Annotated in this window: 14 protein-coding genes; 5 read left to right on the top strand and 9 right to left on the bottom strand. The window is 71.1% G+C overall.

The window, feature by feature from the left end; all coding sequences use genetic code 11:
- Positions 1–292 precede the first annotated feature (292 nt).
- Both ACWD01_RS03650 and ACWD01_RS03645 read left to right on the top strand, forming a co-directional pair.
- Positions 293–1,429, top strand: coding sequence for an ABC transporter ATP-binding protein (locus tag ACWD01_RS03650; RefSeq protein ID WP_451157674.1), 1,137 nt, complete (start codon positions 293–295; stop codon positions 1,427–1,429).
- Positions 1,426–2,253 carry an ABC transporter permease gene (locus ACWD01_RS03645; protein ID WP_451157672.1) on the top strand — a complete coding sequence of 276 codons (828 nt, stop codon included), beginning with the start codon at positions 1,426–1,428 and terminating at the stop codon, positions 2,251–2,253. The genes ACWD01_RS03650 and ACWD01_RS03645 overlap by 4 nt, the downstream gene beginning before the upstream one ends.
- Positions 2,254–2,265: 12 nt before the next feature.
- On the opposite strand, the gene ACWD01_RS03640 is transcribed toward ACWD01_RS03645, so the two are convergent.
- Entirely contained in the window at positions 2,266–2,595 is a 330-nt protein-coding gene (locus tag ACWD01_RS03640; protein WP_451157670.1) for an ATP/GTP-binding protein, read from the bottom strand.
- Between the two features lie 213 nt (positions 2,596–2,808).
- Between ACWD01_RS03640 and ACWD01_RS03635 the strand changes: the two genes are divergently transcribed.
- Positions 2,809–3,840 carry an LLM class flavin-dependent oxidoreductase gene (locus tag ACWD01_RS03635; protein ID WP_451157668.1) on the top strand — a complete coding sequence of 344 codons (1,032 nt, stop codon included), beginning with the start codon at positions 2,809–2,811 and terminating at the stop codon, positions 3,838–3,840.
- Between the two features lie 91 nt (positions 3,841–3,931).
- Here ACWD01_RS03635 and ACWD01_RS03630 read toward each other — a convergent pair whose 3' ends face one another.
- The gene (locus ACWD01_RS03630) at positions 3,932–4,324 is read right to left on the bottom strand and encodes an SCO5389 family protein (protein WP_399660200.1); all 393 of its coding nucleotides are present in this window, start codon (positions 4,322–4,324) and stop codon (positions 3,932–3,934) included.
- Between the two features lie 244 nt (positions 4,325–4,568).
- Between ACWD01_RS03630 and nucS the strand changes: the two genes are divergently transcribed.
- Entirely contained in the window at positions 4,569–5,231 is a 663-nt protein-coding gene (gene nucS, locus ACWD01_RS03625) for an endonuclease NucS (protein WP_356892659.1), read from the top strand.
- Between the two features lie 126 nt (positions 5,232–5,357).
- Here nucS and ACWD01_RS03620 read toward each other — a convergent pair whose 3' ends face one another.
- From ACWD01_RS03620 to ACWD01_RS03595, 6 genes are all read right to left on the bottom strand, one after another.
- The gene (locus tag ACWD01_RS03620) at positions 5,358–7,001 is read right to left on the bottom strand and encodes a phosphodiester glycosidase family protein (protein WP_451157665.1); all 1,644 of its coding nucleotides are present in this window, start codon (positions 6,999–7,001) and stop codon (positions 5,358–5,360) included.
- Between the two features lie 46 nt (positions 7,002–7,047).
- Complete coding sequence (locus ACWD01_RS03615) at positions 7,048–8,769, bottom strand: stealth family protein (protein WP_451157663.1); 1,722 nt, start codon at positions 8,767–8,769, stop codon at positions 7,048–7,050.
- Complete coding sequence (locus ACWD01_RS03610; protein WP_451157661.1) at positions 8,766–10,349, bottom strand: stealth family protein; 1,584 nt, start codon at positions 10,347–10,349, stop codon at positions 8,766–8,768. The genes ACWD01_RS03615 and ACWD01_RS03610 overlap by 4 nt, the downstream gene beginning before the upstream one ends.
- Positions 10,350–10,875: 526 nt before the next feature.
- On the bottom strand, positions 10,876–13,254 hold the full coding sequence (locus ACWD01_RS03605) for an ATP-binding protein (RefSeq protein ID WP_451157659.1): 2,379 nt from the start codon (positions 13,252–13,254) through the stop codon (positions 10,876–10,878).
- Positions 13,255–13,650: 396 nt separating this feature from the next.
- Complete coding sequence (locus ACWD01_RS03600; RefSeq protein WP_018845393.1) at positions 13,651–13,974, bottom strand: STAS domain-containing protein; 324 nt, start codon at positions 13,972–13,974, stop codon at positions 13,651–13,653.
- Positions 13,975–14,171: 197 nt separating this feature from the next.
- The gene (locus ACWD01_RS03595) at positions 14,172–15,020 is read right to left on the bottom strand and encodes a 3-hydroxyacyl-CoA dehydrogenase family protein (protein WP_451157657.1); all 849 of its coding nucleotides are present in this window, start codon (positions 15,018–15,020) and stop codon (positions 14,172–14,174) included.
- A 494-nt stretch (positions 15,021–15,514) separates the two neighbouring features.
- Between ACWD01_RS03595 and ACWD01_RS03590 the strand changes: the two genes are divergently transcribed.
- Positions 15,515–16,087 carry a cob(I)yrinic acid a,c-diamide adenosyltransferase gene (locus ACWD01_RS03590; protein ID WP_356892653.1) on the top strand — a complete coding sequence of 191 codons (573 nt, stop codon included), beginning with the start codon at positions 15,515–15,517 and terminating at the stop codon, positions 16,085–16,087.
- Here the strand turns inward: ACWD01_RS03590 and ACWD01_RS03585 are convergent.
- Complete coding sequence (locus ACWD01_RS03585; protein WP_451157655.1) at positions 16,084–16,650, bottom strand: hypothetical protein; 567 nt, start codon at positions 16,648–16,650, stop codon at positions 16,084–16,086. The two genes, ACWD01_RS03590 and ACWD01_RS03585, sit on opposite strands and share 4 nt — an antisense overlap.
- Positions 16,651–16,726 lie beyond the last annotated feature (76 nt).

The following is a 16,726-nucleotide window of genomic DNA, read 5'->3' as shown; positions in this document are numbered from 1 at the left end:
AAATTCCCCCTGGACTCGCGGGGTGTGGTCAGCACCCGGCTGATGATCAACGTACCCACGGACCGGAGAACAATCAAATGCCGCGCCCCGAAGGCCTCCGCGACCTCTTCACGGCAATCCCGGCCCGCAGCGGGACCGCCCGGGACGGGCCGGTCACGGACGGCCGTGACCGAGGTCCCATCGTTACGCCTTCGCCGAAACCGCCGCGCCCCGGTTATCCTCCTACCACTTACGGGGGCGTACGGCTGCACTGCCTGTGCCCCGACGACCCGAAAGTCGATGGGGCTGCAGAATGATCGAGGCAGTCGGCCTGACAAAGCGCTACGGCGCCAAGACGGCCGTGTACAACCTTTCCTTCCAGGTGCGGCCGGGGGCCGTCACCGGCTTCCTCGGCCCCAACGGCGCCGGCAAGTCCACCACGATGCGCATGATCCTCGGCCTGGACCGTCCGACGTCGGGGCAGGTGACGATCGAGGGCCGCCCCTTCCGGCAACTGCCGAACGCGCCCCGCCAGGTCGGCGCCCTGCTCGACGCCAAGGCCGTGCACGGCGGCCGCAGCGCCCGCAACCATCTGCTGTCGCTGGCGCAGCTCTCCGGCATCCCGGCTCGCCGGGTCGACGAGGTCCTCGGCGTGGTCGGCCTGCACGACGTCGCCCGCAAGCGGTCCAAGGGCTTCTCGCTCGGCATGGGCCAGCGGCTCGGCATCGCCGCCGCGCTGCTGGGCGACCCGAAGGTGCTGCTCTTCGACGAGCCGGTCAACGGCCTCGACCCCGAGGGCATCCTCTGGGTCCGCAACCTCATGAAGCAGCTGGCCTCCGAGGGCCGGACGGTCTTCGTCTCCTCGCACCTGATGAGCGAGATGGCGCTGACCGCCGACCACCTGATCGTGATCGGCCGCGGCCAGCTCATGGCCGACATGAGCGTGAAGGACTTCATCTCGCACAACTCGGCGGACTTCGCCCGGGTGCGCACGCCGCAGACGGAGCCCCAGCAGCGCGAGAAGCTGCTCTCCGCGCTGACGGAGGCGGGCGGCCAGGTGCTGTCGGAGCCCGACGGCGCGCTGCGGGTGACCGGGCTGGCGCTGCCGCGCATCAGCGACGTGGCGCACGAGGCGGACGTCCGGCTGTGGGAGCTCTCGCCGCACCAGGCCTCGCTGGAGGAGGCGTACATGCGGATGACGCAGGGCGCGGTGGACTACCGCTCCACCGCGGACGAGAAGTCGGGCCTGATGCAGCAGCCGCCGATGGGGTACGTCCCGCCGCAGCCGCACGTCCCCGATGTGCCGCAGCAGGGCTTCTACGCCCCGCCGCCTCCCCAGCCCGGCCAGAACCCGTACGCGGCGCCGGCGGCGCCCTCCGCTCCGGACGCCCCCGCCGCTCCCCCGGCCGCCGCCCCCGCCGACCTGACCAAGCCCGAGGACGCACGATGAGCACCCCGTACCAGCAGCCCGGTTCGTACGCCTCGCCGATCCCGGTGCGCGGGGCCCACCTCGGTGACGCGCTCGCCTCCGAGTGGACGAAGATCCGTTCCGTGCGCTCCACGATCTGGACGCTGAGCGTGATGATCGTGCTCGTGCTCGGCATCGGTCTCGCGATCGCCGCACTGGTCTCCGCGGCCGGGCAGTCCGCCGAGCTGGGCGACGAGTCCGTGCTCGGCATGGGCTTCTTCGGCGTGCTGCCCGGCTCGATCTGCGTGATGACCCTGGGCGTGCTCACCATCACCTCCGAGTACGGCACCGGCATGATCCGCACCACGCTGACGGCCTGCCCGAGCCGGGGCCGGGTGCTGGCCGCCAAGGCGGCCGTGTTCTTCCTGCTCGTCTTCGCCATCACGACCGTGACGACCGGGCTGACGGCCGTCATGCAGAACGCGATGGTGGACGCCGGGGACCCGACCGGTGACGAGTGGCTGCGCGCCACCGTCGGCGTGGGCCTCTACATCGCCTCGCTCGGGCTGCTCGCCCTCGGCATCGGCGCGATGATCAGGCACTCGGCAGGGGCGATCACGATCATGCTCGGTCTGATGCTGATGCCCATGGTGGCCGGGGTCTTCATGCTCGGGTTCGAATCCATGTCCGGCGTGCGCGACTTCCTCTTCACCTACGCGATCCCGAGCCAGCTCATCGGCATCTACGGCGAAGCGACGGGTGGCGGCTCCGCCCCGCTCGGCTGGACGTCCGTGTGGATCATGCTCGGCGTCTCGCTCACGGCCCTCGGCGGGGCGTACGCGACGATCAGCAGCCGCGACGTGTGAGGCCGCCGCGGTTCAGTACCGCGGCGCGTTCCGGGACCGCTGCACCTTTGTGGTGCGGCGGTCCTTCGCGTTCCAGCACGCCTTGTGCCAGTGGCGCCGGTCGTCGATCCCGCCGTGGTCGGGCCAGGCCACCACGTGCGGCATGCCGGAGGGGATCTCCTGGTCGCACCCCGGGCACCTGTATCTCTTGCCGGCGGCATTTGCCCCGGCGACGTGGCGCACCGACCAGTCCTCGCCCCGCCAGGACTCGCTGCTCCCGAACCCGCCGTACCGGTCGGCTGTATCGCCTGCTCGCTGAGTCGGCTTCTCGCCGCCTCGGGGGCGGTTGCGGCGCGGGGACACGGGACACCTCACGGGGCGGGACGGGACAGTTGCCCGTCAAGCGTACGGTCCCCGGGACCGGTGGCCGTCACACGGCGGGGGCAGCCGGCCGCCGCATCAGGAGCAGTTACCGGAAAATCGCAAGAACTTCGCGAGCGGCCGTGCCTTTGGCACGTGTCAGGCGTTGTTGCCTGTGGGGGGAGTGACGCGTCGGCCGCAAGGAGGCAGAAGGCGATGCGCGTTGGAACGTTCGTACTCGCGGCACAGTTCCCGGGACAGGGGCAGGGGGAGACACTGCACCGAGCGGTGCGTACCGCCGAGCTGACGGAGGAAGCGGGCCTGGACGCCGTGTGGCTGGCCGAGCACCACTTCGTACCGTACGGGGTGTGCCCGTCCGCGGTGACCCTCGCGGCGCTGCTGCTGGGCCGCACCCGGCGGATCCAGGTGGGCACAGCGGTGAGCGTGCTGCCGACCGCGCACCCCGTGGCGCTCGGCGAGCAGACCGCGCTGCTGCACCTCACGTCCGGCGGGCGGTTCGTGCTCGGGGTGGGGCGCGGCGGCCCGTGGGTCGACCTGGAGGTCTTCGGCACCGGGACGGCGGCCTACGACAAGGGCTTCCCGGAGTCCCTGGACCTGCTGCTGCGCTGGCTGCGCGAGCCGCGGGTGGGCGCCGACGGCGAGCGGTTCGCCTTCCGGGAGGTCGCGGTCGTGCCCCGGCCCGACGAGCTGATCGACGGGCCGCCGGGCGGACCGGAGGTCGTCGTCGCGTGCACGTCCCCGAAGAGCGTCGGGCTGGCGGCGGAGCGGGGGCTGCCGATGCTCCTCGGCATGCACTGCGGCGACGGGGAGAAGGCGGACATGATCGCCCTGTGGCGCAGGCAGGCGCTCGCCGCGGGGCACTGCCCCGACCGGGTCCGGGCGGCCGGCCATGTGTCGGCCGGCGTCGTCCAGATCGCCGACCGTGCCGACGAGGCGACGGAGACCCTCGTCAAGGCGATGCCGGGCTGGCTGAAACAGGGGCTGGACGCGCATGTGACGGTCGACGGCCGGCACCGCGCGATGCGCGACCCCGTCGCGTACACGGAACTGCTCTGCTCGCTGCATCCGGTGGGGCCGCCGCGGCTGGCCGCGGACCGCCTGGCGGCGACCGCGGAGCGCACCGGCATCACCCGCTTCGCGCTGCTCGCCGAGGGCTCGGGCGACCTCGGCACCACCGAGGAGAACGTACGGCGGCTGGGCGCGGAGGTACTGCCGCTGCTCGGCTGAATCCCTTGGATGCCTCGTCATGTCACAGGTCAGGTGCCGCCGCTCCGGCACCGGTCGACGGTCCCTCGGTGCGGAGCGGCGGCAGAAGACTTCAGCAGTCGCGCAGTTCGGGCGACTGATTGAGCAACTGTCCCCGGACCGAGGTGAAGCGGGCGAGCCGCTCGTCGACCGAGGAATCCAGCGGGAACACCGCGACGCGGTGGCAGTTCTGGAATGCCAGACGCACTCCGAAGTGCCGCTGAAGCGCTCCGCGAATGGCGTCACTCGCGAGTGCGCGCAGCAGCTGACCACGTGCCTGCTCGTCCGGCGGAGGCGTCTGGTTGTCGGCGAACTCGCCGCCGTCCACCTTCAGCTGAGCCACCAGAGAACTGATCATCTCCCATGCGTAGGGCAGGGAGGTCCGGACGCAGTCGACGAAAGCTGCTTCGTCGACCTCGCCTCGCTCGGCCTGTTCCAACAGCGCCGGTGAGACGTCGAGCGACATGGGTTCTCCTCTCGCGGCCCCGTGAAACGGGGCCTTACGGGCAGGGAAGGAGGAAGCAGACCGAACGACGGCATACCAATGCTGTACGGCGACGCAGAGTGCACGGCCGACAACCTCCCGTCTTCCACGGTAAGTGCGCCGACTTGAGCGCACCAGGAGATTGGGAACACAACCGGCCAAATAACGAGGGGCGCTTACGGGGCGAATCGCGCGGTGTGGCGTGAGTCGAGTAGCGTTGCGCACCATGCGTCTCGTCATCGCCCGCTGCTCCGTGGACTACGCCGGCCGGCTCACCGCCCACCTGCCCTCCGCCCCTCGTTTGATCCTGGTCAAGGCGGACGGCAGCGTCTCGATCCACGCCGACGACAGGGCATACAAACCGCTGAACTGGATGTCCCCTCCCTGCACTTTGAAGGAGGGCGACGACAGCGTCTGGACCGTGGTGAACAAAGCGGGCGAGAAACTGATCATCACGATGGAGGAAATCCTCCACGACTCGTCCCACGAGCTCGGCGTCGACCCCGGACTCATCAAGGACGGCGTGGAAGCGCACCTCCAGGAGCTCCTCGCCGACAGGATCGAGACACTTGGCGAGGGATACAGCCTCATCCGCCGCGAGTACCCCACGGCCATCGGCCCGGTCGACATCCTCTGCCGGGACTCCGACGGCGCGACGGTGGCGGTCGAGATCAAGCGCCGCGGCGAGATCGACGGCGTCGAGCAGCTCACCCGCTATCTCGACCTCCTCAACCGCGACCCCCACCTGGCACCGGTGAAGGGCGTCTTCGCGGCCCAGGAGATCAAGCCCCAGGCCCGCGTCCTGGCGACCGACCGGGGCATCGGCTGCGTGGTCCTCGACTACGACGCGATGCGCGGCATCGAGGACGACAAGCTCCGCCTGTTCTGACGGGACCCGCACGGAACCGGGCCCGGCAGGGGCAGGGGCCGGGCAGACCCGCGTCGCGCCCCGGTGACAGCGGGTTACGCGCATCCGCCCCGCCGCACCAGGACAGGACGCCGTTCACCGTGCGGTTCAGGGCAGCACGACCAACGCGTCCCCGACCGGTCGTTCGCCCGCCGCGTCGCTCGGTCGTGACCGGAGCCGCTTCTCGACGACCATCGCGGTCGACCCTCCACCGTCGAGGTTGACGGCGTCCACGGCACCGAGATCGCGCATGACTTCGGCCGTCTCGCCGATCGTGAGCCCGACGCTGTGACCGGGCCGGTCGCCGTCGGCGGTCATGAGGATCAGCCGGCCGTCCGCGGTGACGCCGGCGGCGGTGCGGGCATTGCGCCTGAGATACCACTCGTTGTAGAACATCGCGCGGTCCGAACCGGCGATGTCCCGGGGGCTCCAGCCGTCCCGCACCGGGTCGAGCTCGAGTGCGCCGTTCCTGAGCAGCAGTGGCCCACCGTTGATCACGGAGGTTTCGGCCGACATCGGCACGACGCGGCCCGTCTCGGCGTCGGCCACTTCCTCGCGGATGTCCAGCGGCGCGCCCACCGCGGCGCGTTCACGCAGCCACGTGGCGGCGTTCCCCGTGCCCTGCAGAAGGAGGCCCTCCACGGGCACCGGCCCGCCCCGGCTGTCGCGGACGGCTGCGACGCGGCCGTCGCCGTCCACCGTCACCTGATGGCCCGTGCCCTCGGGAGCCGTCGCCCCGAAGGCCGACGTGACGAGTACGAGCTCGTTCGGGTTGGCGCAGGTGTAGTCGTGAGCAGGTCGTGTCAGTGGCGTCAGATCGCCGGCAGCGCCGCAGTTCACGACGAGTCCGGACTGCCGGTTGAGCCCGGTGATCTCCCGCACGTCACCCTCCGCGCGAACCGAAAGCCGGGTACGCAGCCGCAGCACGGCCGCGTCGGCCCCCGATCCGTCGGGGAGGACCAGCGCGGGGCGTTCGCCCACGGCTTCGGAGATCAGCTCGCCACGGACCACGGACAGACCTGCCGGATCGCCGTCGGTTCCGGCCACCCACGGGCCCGGACGGTCACGGCTCCCCATGACGAAGAAGCCGCCGTTGACCCCTGCGACGGCGCCGGTGCGCCGGACGAGGGCCGACACCGGCTCCCGTCCCGGGACGGTACCCGTGGCCAGTTCAGCCGTGAGCCGTCCACGGAAGGCGTCCGGATCGACGACGAGGACGTTCACCGACCACGGGCCCGTGGTCGCGGCCCCGTCCACAGCGGTGTGCTGGAGCCTCGTCCGGATTCCCTGGGCGGCCACATCCTCGCGGGCCCGTTCCGCGGCTGCCTCGCTCGCGTACCGTCCGACGCGGACCGCGTGCCCGAGTGGCGTGCCGCCCGCGGCCGTCGGGTCGCTTCCGTTGGCGGCACTCCGCCAGGGTGTGTAGCCGGCCTCCCGTACGCGCTGTTCGAGCCGCACGGCCTCGGCCTCCGAGGTGCCGAGGCCCACGGTGAGCGTCCAGGACTCCCCCGCGGACGGGTGCCCCCGGCGGATGGCGATGTGCTCGACGCCGGGTGCGACCGAGGTGGCCTCGCGCTGCTCTCGCAGCGCCGGGCCTCCCAGAGCGAGCGGCCCGAGCGTTGCCCCGGGCTTCGCATCGGCCACCTCGGCGGACCGGTCGGCCGGACGCACCAGGACGAACAGCGCGAGCACGACCAGCAGCGGTACGCCCAGGCCGACGCCGACGCGCAGGCGTCCGGCTCTCGATCTCATGCACGCTCCTCGACGACGCGGGGCGCCCGGCGGGAACCGGCGGCCGTCACGACCGCTCGAAGCGGCTGGGGAAGGGGAACTTCCAGTCCAGGAAGCCGTTGACGGCCCGCCGGGCCGTGTCCCGGGCCGCGACGTCCGTGTCGACGTCGTTGATACAGAAGAAGTCCACGTCGTTGTGCTTCCGCAGTCGCGCGAGCCTGTCGTGCAGATCCGGTCTGCCGACGTCCATGTACCGGAAGGAGTAGTCGCCGGGGACGGCCCGTCCGGTCAGCATCGCCCAGTGGTGGTGGAATGTGGCGGCCACCGCCACGTCGTCCGTCGAGCGGAACCGCGAGTGCGTCGTGCGTTCGACCTCCGGGAAGCCCGCCTCCGCTATCTCCCGCATGACCGGGAGCAGCTGGGGGTGCGGGGTGTGGAGGAACTTGTTCGTGATGAACCGGTCGTGGTGCTCCTGGATGACCCGGCGCACGTTCTTGCCCGCGGAGTTGGGAGCGGGCTCCATGCCGTGCGGCAGCCCCAGGCCCAGCTTGAACGGGGAGAACGGGATGCGGGCTATCCCGTTGCCGTGGAAGAAGTGCTCGGCGCGCACGGGGCGGCCGAAGAACACGTCGTCGTTGAGGTACAGGTAGTGCTCGGAGAGGCCCTCGATCCGGTACAGGCAGGTCTCGATGGCATGCGAGTTGAACACCGGGAGCGCCGACGCCGGGAGGATGTCCCGGTGGTCGACGACCGTCAGGCCGGGGGCGTTCACATCGAGCCAGGACGGAGTCTGGCCGTCCGTCACCAGATACACGTGACGGACGAAGCCGGCGTGCATCTCCAGGGACCGCAGGGAGTACCTCAGCTCGTCGCTGTCGGTGTAGCGGGACATCCCGACCTCGCGCGCGGCGATGGCGGAGGCGCCGTCCCGGTAGGCCTCACGCTTGGCGGCCAGCTCCGGCTCGTTGCCGTCGACCCAGGTGTAGACCGCGTCGACGGGGAAGGCGATCTCGTCCACGGTCCGCTGGGCGAACGCCTGGAACGTCGGCACCTGGCAGCCGCCCACGGTGACCAGCGCGGGCTTCTGCGCCTCCGCCGGCACCACCTCCGACATCCGGTTGAGGCGCGGAGCGAGCAACGACTCCGGAAACGTGTCCGCAAGCTCGCGGCCCGGGACGCTGAGCCAGACCTTCCCGTCCCACCCGGGGCCGCCGTCCGCTTCCTCTCCCCGCTGCCAGAACTCGACGTCGCAGCCGTCCTCGAAACCGCCCAGCGCCTGGCCGTGCGGGCCCAGCCGGACGATGCCCATGCGCAGCACCCTGGCCTCCCGGACGGCCTGGGGCAGCCGGCCGTCCGACCAGTGTGCCGTGACCGGCACGTCGTCGGCCCGGTTCACGGCTCCCACGTACACAGGCGTCCGGGACAGTTCCCGGGCCGCCGTGTCCAGGACGGCGGCCCGGTGCTTCTCCTCCACGCCGACCACATGCCGCCGCGGACTGCGTCCGGGAACCAGGAAGTGAGGTATGCCGGCCTTCTCCAGCACTTCCGACACAAGCTTCAGCGACTCCTCCGCGGCATCGGTGGAGACGTAGCTCTTCGCGGACATGCCGAGCACACGCCGGCCTCCGACGACGACGGGCAGCACGTCGGGGAAAGCCCGTCGCAGCGCGGCCCGGCGCCGGGCGACACGCAGCTGCCAGATCGGTGCGACGGACCGTCTCTCGGCCTTCCGGGCGGCCCGCCTGCCCACCCGCCAGACGCGGGAGGCAAGACGGCGGACGAGAATCATCTCTTCGATCCGTCGGACGGCCTCTCGAACGAACTCGGGAACGGGAAGTACCGCTCCAGGAAGCCATGCATGCGCATGCTGACTTCTTCGCGCTGGTCCGGGGAGACATCGACGTCGTTGAGGCAGAAGAAGTTGAACCGACGCGTCCTGAGGAGATCGTCGAGCCTCTGGTCGGCGTCCTCCCGGCTGATGTTCACGTAACGGAAGCTGTACTTGCCGGGAATGCCCTTCCCCGTGATCAGCGCGTACTGGTAGAGCAGCGGCGCGGTGAGCGCCACGTCCTGGGGCGAGCGGAACCGCGACGCGGTCGTCCGCGAGATGTCCTCGGGGAACATCTCCTCCAGTTCCCTCAGCGTCTGCCGCTGCTGAGGGAGGGGCGTGTGCATGAAGTTGTTCGTGGTGAGCGTTCCGAACTTCTCCATCAGCAGCCGGCGGACGTTCTTGCTGGCGGAGTTCGTCGCCGTCTCCTCGGCGTGCGGCTTGCCGACGCCGATCTTCAGCGGCGACACCGGGATCTTCATGACACCGCTGGGGTGGAAGAAGGCTTCGGGCGTGACGGGCGAACCCACGAACACATCGTCGTTGAAGTAGAGATAGTGGTCGGAAATGCCCGGAATGTGGTGGAGCCGCGTCTCGATGGCATGCGAGTTGAAGACGGGGAGGACGCCTTCGGGGAAGATGTCCCGGTGATCGACGACGGTGACGCCGTCGGCGTCCGGGTCGAGCCAGCTCGGCGCCTGCCCGTCGGTGACGATGTAGACGTTGCGTACGAACGGGGCGTACATCTGCAGCGAGCGCAGCGAGTACTTGAGCTCGTCGTGGCTGGTGTAACGGGAGGCGTTGACTTCCTTGTCCAGGATTTCGGCGGTGCCCTGCCCCTTGTACCTCGCCCGCTTCTCGCGCATGGCCGGCTCTTCACCGTCCACCCAGGTGTAGACGACATCGAGGGGGAACGTCACGTCACCGACCGTGGGAACGGTGAACGGCGTGAAGGTGGGTATCTCCCTGTCGCCGACCCGTCGGGTCGCGAGCTCCTGCTCGGAGTCGGGGAGGACATCCGCGACACGGTTGCGCCGGGGCGCGACCAGCGACCGGGTGAAGATGTCCGCCGAGGCCTGCGGCTGAACCTGGGCCAGCTTCGCGTCCCCGTCCGGCCCGGCGAGGAGTTCCGCCCCGTTCTGCCAGAACTCGATGTCGCAGCCGATCTCGGGTCCCGCGAGCACTTGACCCGAAGGCCCGAGGTGGATCTCCCCCACACGCAGCACTGCGGCCGCCCTGAGGGCCGACGGCAGCCTGCCGTCCAGGTAGAGAGCCGGGCGCTTCAGGGGACGCCCCACCGTCGGCTGTCCGATGAAGACCGCCTTGCCGGCGTACTCCTCCTCCATCGCGTCATGGAAGCGGTCGCGGTCCGCCTCGTTGACACCGATGGTGTGGCGGATCTTGGAGATGCCGGGTACGAGGAAGTAGGAAATGCCCGCCCGTTCGAGCGCCCGGGTGGCGATCTCCAGGTTCTCCGCGGCCGCGTCGGCCGCCGAGAACCCCTGCACGACACGTCCGTACAGCTCCTGGCCGTTCACCACGACCCTGCGTATGTCGGACCGGCCGCTGACGGCCCTCCGCCGACTACGCGCCGAACGCATCCGCCATGACTGTTCGGCGGCCTTCCGCTGGACTCGCGGGCCCATACGCCGGGCGAATGAACGAACAGTCACACTCTTTCCTCTCTCTACCGCCGGGAGACAGGGCGGAAGCAGTCGTGAACCCGGGTGCGATCCCGCTGCTTGGTCGGGAGCGTTCGCCGCTTCCCTCACCGCCCACTCGCCTGACCGGCGCGCTTCAGCACGGCGAAGGATAGCCTGAAGCCGGCCTTCCATTTAACGTCGGTTTAACAACTGATGGACAGCCCGGGTCCCGTGTATCTCGGGCCCCCGGAGGGCCACCGCCCGCGCCGGTCTCCCCGTCGGCCGGGGCCGGGCTGGTCAGGGCCGCGGAGTCCGCGCGTCGTGAAATGCGTCATAGCGCCCGAGCCGACGGGCGCGTGCCGTGCGACGTGACGTTTGTCGCAGTGCGGGACCGGTCGAGCGGCGGGCGCCGCTCGCGGACGGGTCAGATGACGGTCGGGGACTCGGAGCCCGAGGGCGCTCCGCTCAGGGACGCCTCTGTGGAGCTGGAAGGGGCCGCTGCCGTGTCGCTTTCTGCGGGCGGGGGTTCTTCCGTCGGCGTCTCGCTCGGATCAGGACTCTCCGGGGGCGTGGGGTCCGGAGACTCTGCAGGCGGTGTCGTGGGCGGCTTCGAGCCGGTCGGCGGCTTGGAGCTCGTCGTCGACTTCGGCGGCGACGACTTCGTCTCCGACGGGCGCGTCGAGGTCGGGGACGGGCTGTGGCCCGGTGCCGGGGCGCGGCCCGTCGAGGCCGGGCGGGTGGTCGGGGTCGCGGAGTCCGTCGGCTTCTTCGGGTCGTCCTTGTCCCCGGACGGGCCGTCGGACGGGTCGGCCGTCGGCTCCTCCGCGGTCCAGTCGTCGTCGACGTCGTCCTCGTTCACGTTCTGGCCGTTGCGGACGCCGCCGCCGGGCGGCTCCTCCTGGTCGGAGGTCATGCCCAGCGTGACCACCGTGCCGAGGACCGCCGCGAGCAGCGTGCCCGCGCCCGCCGCGACCAGGTTGCGGCGGGCGCCGCCGAGGAGGGCGGCCATACGCCGGTCCCCCGGCCGGTCGGCGGGGCCGTCCGAGGAGGCCGTCTCGACCGGCGCGGGCAGCCGCTGCGTCAGCGGCAGCGCCGGCACTCCCCGCGGGGGAGAGACGGGCCCTCCGTCGCCCAGCGCGACGGACGGCACGGGCACCGGCCCGGACTCGCGGTCGGTGACGAGGGCGAGCGCCCGGCGCCCCGCGACGGTGCCGCTCTTGTCGGCGAGCGCGCCGCGCATGCCGATCGACGTCTCGAGCTCCGCCCGGGCCCGGTCCAGACGGCCGGTGCAAAGCGCGAGGATGCCCAACTCGTGGTGGAAGTAAGCCTCTTCTGCGACCTCTCCGGCGATCCGGGCGGCCTCTGAGCCCACCCGCAGGGCGCGCTCCCACCCGGTCCAGTGCCGTCCGGCCGCGAACGCGGGCGCGGCGCTGCGGGCGAGGAGCACCGCCGTGCTGGAGTGGCTCGACTCCCGGCCCGGCACCAGCGCGCTGAGCGCGGCCAGGATGGCGTCCGCCTCGGCGACGGCCCGCTCGGGCGTGACGGAGGGGTGTCCGGCCCACCAGGCGTAGTGCTGGGCGGCGGTGTGGGCGTGGCCGACCGTGTCCTCGTCGTAGCCCTTCTCGCGGAGCTGGGCCATCACACCGGCCGCCAGCCGGTAGCGCGGGCCGGCCGGGGAGAGCAGTCCGCAGTTCATCAGTTCGCCGAGCGCGGCGTCCGCGTGGGTGTCGCCGACGAGCGCCGGCAGGTGCGCCTGGTGCGGGACCTCACCGCCGAGGGCGACGGCGATGCGCAGGGTCCGCCGGGCGGAGTCGCTGAGCCGGGAGGCGAGCAGCGCGGCGGGCGCGGCCCCTTCACCGAGCGTCGGCAGGGGTACGTCCTTGCCGCCGGCCGCCGCGAACGGCGCGAACTCCTCGAAGGCCTCCGGGTCCGCCCGCAGTTCGTCGCACTGGCGCAGCAGCGCGGCGGCCTGGATGAACCGCAGCGGCAGCCCCTCCGACTCGAACCAGAGGTCGCCCGCCCAGTTGGACTCGTCCTCCGTCAGCGGCCGGTCCACGGTCTGCTGGAGCAGGTCGAGCGCGGCGGCGCGGCCGAGGCCGCTGAGGAAGACCTCTTCGAGGTGGGAGTCGGCGGTGGGCGCGGGGACGTCGGGGGTGGTGGCCACGAGGAAGGCGCATTCCGGGGCGGCGACGAGCAGTTCGTCGAGGCCCGCGCCGCCGAACTCGAGGTCGTCGAGGACGACGACGGCGCCGATGTCGCGGACGAAGCCGGCGAGCGCGTTCCGGTCGGGGCGGTGTCCGGGCGCGTCGTAGACGACCGTGAACAGGTCTTGGATCAGCTCGGCGGGGGTCCGGTGGCAGCCGTTGAGGCGTACGACTCCGTCCGGCGCGAAGTCGCCGCACTCCGCGGCGACGGCGTCGAGCAGTGCGGTGCGGCCGGAGCCGGACGGGCCGGTGAGCCGGACGGAGCGGCCGCGGCCGAGGAGCCGTACGAGCCGTTCCCGCTCCTCGTCGCGCTCCAGCAGCGGCGGCCTGGGCGCGGCCGGGCCCGGGGGCACCGGCGGCTGCGCGGCGCGGAGGAGTTCGGCGCGGTCGGCGGCGCTGCGGCGGGTGGGACGGCCGGGCTGCTCGCCGGGCGGACAGGGTTCGATCTCGCTGCCGTCGACGGGGTTGACGGTGAGCAGGAAGTCGCCGGAGACGAGTTGGACGGTGCGCCGGGGCGCGGGCGTGGACTGCCCGGGCGTGATGGCGTCGCGTGGCGGCCGTGCCGGTCCGGTGCCCTCGCCGAAGCTGTCGTTGTCCATCGTCAAAGCTCCCAGATAAGGTTCGCTCGGCCTGCCGCCGCCAAGATCACTGCGCTCCTGGTGCCGAAGCCGCGTGCGGTGCCCTCCCGGCCTTCCCGCACGCTTCGCCGCCTCGGTCCGGAGCCCGCCTCAGGGGCGTGTCGACGGGTCTGTCGAAAGGGCAGGCGATCGAACCCTAGACGTTCGCCACTGATCGCGAAACCTTCGGGGTGCCCCCCGGTCCCTGACGTCACGGTCTCGGGAGGATTGCGCTGCTCGCCCGGTTGCTGCCCCGGTCGCCCCTGTCGGGCCGATTCATCCGGCGGGCCCGCCGCCCGCACCCCTGCCACCCGGCCGCGTGCGGCCGCACGCTCGCCGTCGAGGGCGGCCGCCGCGCTCAGGAGCGGGCGGCCGACGTCACACCCGCGGCAGCGATTCCGCCGCGAGGCCGCCTTCGATGGCGAGGATGCGGTGCAGCCGGGTGGCCACGAGCAGCCGCTGCATCTGCGGCGGCACCCCGCGCAGCACCAGTCGGCGGCCGCACCGGCCGGCCCGCCGGTGCGCGCCCATGATGACCCCGAGCCCGGTGGCGTCCCAGGAGTCGAGGTGGGTCAGGTCGAGCACCAGGTCGCCGGCGCCGTCGTCGACGGCCGAGTGCAGGACCGTACGGGCGTCCGCCGCGCTGCGGACGTCGAGGCGGCCCCCGACGACCAGCTCGGCATGGTCGCCCCTGATGTGCATATGCGCTCCCCGAGTTTGCTCGCAGTGCCCCGAGTCGACCCGTGTCCACTGTGCGGTCGGCTGTTCTTCTTCTCTTCTTCTCCGTCTTGCAACAACTGACTGCCGCGTAGGCGGAGGGGTTGCTACTTGTAAGCGAACCGATACCGAATTCACCCCGGCGGGTGATACCGAACCGGTCGATAACGCCGGTGGCGACGTCAGTGCTTGTAGAAACCCTGCCCGCTCTTGCGCCCGATGTCACCGGCGTCCACCATCCGGCGCATCAGCTCCGGCGGCGCGAACTTCTCGTCCTGCGACTCGGTGTAGATGTTGCTCGTGGCGTGCAGCAGGATGTCGACGCCCGTCAGGTCGGCGGTCGCGAGCGGTCCCATGGCGTGCCCGAAGCCGAGCTTGCAGGCGATGTCGATGTCCTCGGCGGTCGCGACGCCCGATTCGTACAGCTTCGCGGCCTCGACGACGAGCGCCGAGATGAGGCGGGTGGTGACGAAGCCCGCGACGTCACGGTTGACGACGATGCAGGTCTTGCCGACCGACTCGGCGAACTCCCTTGTGGTGGCGAGGGTTTCGTCGCTCGTCTTGTAGCCGCGCACCAGCTCGCAGAGCTGCATCATCGGTACGGGCGAGAAGAAGTGGGCGCCGACGACGCGCTCCGGACGCTCCGTCACGGCCGCGATCTTGGTGATCGGGATGGCGGAGGTGTTGGAGGCGAGGACGGCGTCGTCCCGTACGAGCTTGTCGAGCGCGCGGAAGATCTCGTGCTTGACCTCGAGCTTCTCGAAGACCGCCTCGACGACGATGTCCGCGTCGGCGACGGCGTCCAGGTCGGTCGTGGTGGTGATGCGCGCCAACGCCGCCTCGGCGTCGGCGGCTTCGAGCTTCCCCTTGGAGACGAACCTGTCGTAGGACGCCTTGATGCCGTCCTTGCCGCGGGTCAGAGCCTCGTCGGTCACATCACGCAGTACTACGTCCCAGCCCGCCTGGGCAGAGACCTGCGCGATTCCGGAACCCATGAGTCCGGCACCGATGACGGCGAGCTTCCTGGCCACTACGGCACTCCTTAACGGCCCCGAGGGCCTTAACGACTGTTTACATCTGCGCTCTCTGCCGGAGATTAGCGTCCGTGAGGCGCTCGTGTGACCGCTAAGAGATGCGCGTCACGTCCCACATGGCGGACATCACACCGGGACGGGCCGCGAAGGCCCCCGAAGGGGCGGTTCCGCGGCGCAAGCCGTGACGGCCGGCACACGTGTCCGCCGCCCGGCCGTTGCCCAACTAGGGCCTCTCGTTCGGATCTTGCCGGGCTCGCGTGCCCTGGCACCGCACCTCGCTGCGTTGCCGTCAGTCGCCGACTCCCCCGTAGCCCTTCGGGCACGGGAGGTGCCCCCACCGCGTGGACTCTCCCCCTGCCTTCGGCGGGGGAACCCCCATCCTCCGCCTTGCAAGGCGTCCCCTCGGCCCTGGCGGGCCTGGGGAGACCCCATGCACCAGACCCCGCTCACCGATCCGGCCTGATCCAAACGAAAGACCCTAGGCTGGCGGCATGGTCAATCTGACGCGTATCTACACCCGTACCGGCGACCAGGGCACCACCGCCCTCGGCGACATGAGCCGCACCGCCAAGACCGATCTGCGGATCTCCGCGTACGCCGACGCCAACGAGGCCAACGCGGTCATCGGCTCGGCCATCGCGCTCGGGAAGCTGGACGAGGAGGTCGTGAAGGTCCTCGTCCGTGTGCAGAACGACCTCTTCGACGTGGGCGCGGACCTGTCCACACCGGTCGTGGAGAACCCGGAGTACCCGCCGCTGCGGGTCGAGCAGAGCTACGTCGACAAGCTGGAGGCCGACTGCGACCACTTCCTGGAGCAGCTGGAGAAGCTGCGCAGCTTCATCCTTCCGGGCGGCACGCCGGGCGCCGCGCTGCTGCACCAGGCGTGCACCGTCGTACGGCGCGCGGAGCGCTCGACGTGGGCGGCCATGGAGGTGCACGGCGAGACGATGAACGCGCTGACGGCGACGTACCTCAACCGCCTCTCCGACCTCCTGTTCATCCTGGCCAGGGTGGCGAACAAGGAGGTCGGGGACGTGCTGTGGGTGCCCGGCGGGGAGCGCTAACGCTCGACGCGGGCGGGTTCGCGCTCGGGGGCCGGGGCCTTCTTCGGCCAGATCGCGTAGGTCAGCGCGATCAGGCCGTGGATGCCGGCCACGCGCCACGCACCGTGCGTCCAGTCCCGCAGCGACTGACTCTGCCCCGCGTCGCCCACGTACCAGATCGCGATCTGCAGCAGAGCCGTCGCGACGGCCGCGGCCACCAGGGTGCCGAGCCAGACTCTGCCCTCGTGCCGGGCGCGGGCCATGCCGTGGCGCGGCGGCTTCCGCGGGGGCGGGCCGCCGCCGAGGCGGTGGGCGGCGTGGCCGTCGAGCCACTTGACGGTGCGGTGTCCGTGGCCGGCGGTGTAGCCGATGTACAGCGCGGCCAGGCCGTGCTTCCAGCTCGGGTCCGCGCCGTTCTTGAGGTCGATAGCCGTGACCACAAGCAGCACGACCTCCAGCAGCGGCTCGCACAGCAGCAGCGCGGCTCCGGTGCGGGGCATCTTCAGTAGGTAGCGGACGGCGAGACCCGCGGCCAGCAGCACCCAGAAGCCGATCTCGCAGATCACGATCAGCGTGACGATCACGACAGCTCTCCCTTCGTACGGCTCCAGCGTGTCGCCCGGCGCGAACGGATTCGTCGTCGGCGGTGACGAGGTGGGA

This window comes from Streptomyces sp. NPDC002835, from assembly GCF_053591995.1.
Note: the sequence above shows the minus strand (reverse complement) of the source record. Positions and strands in the feature narration are given on the sequence as shown.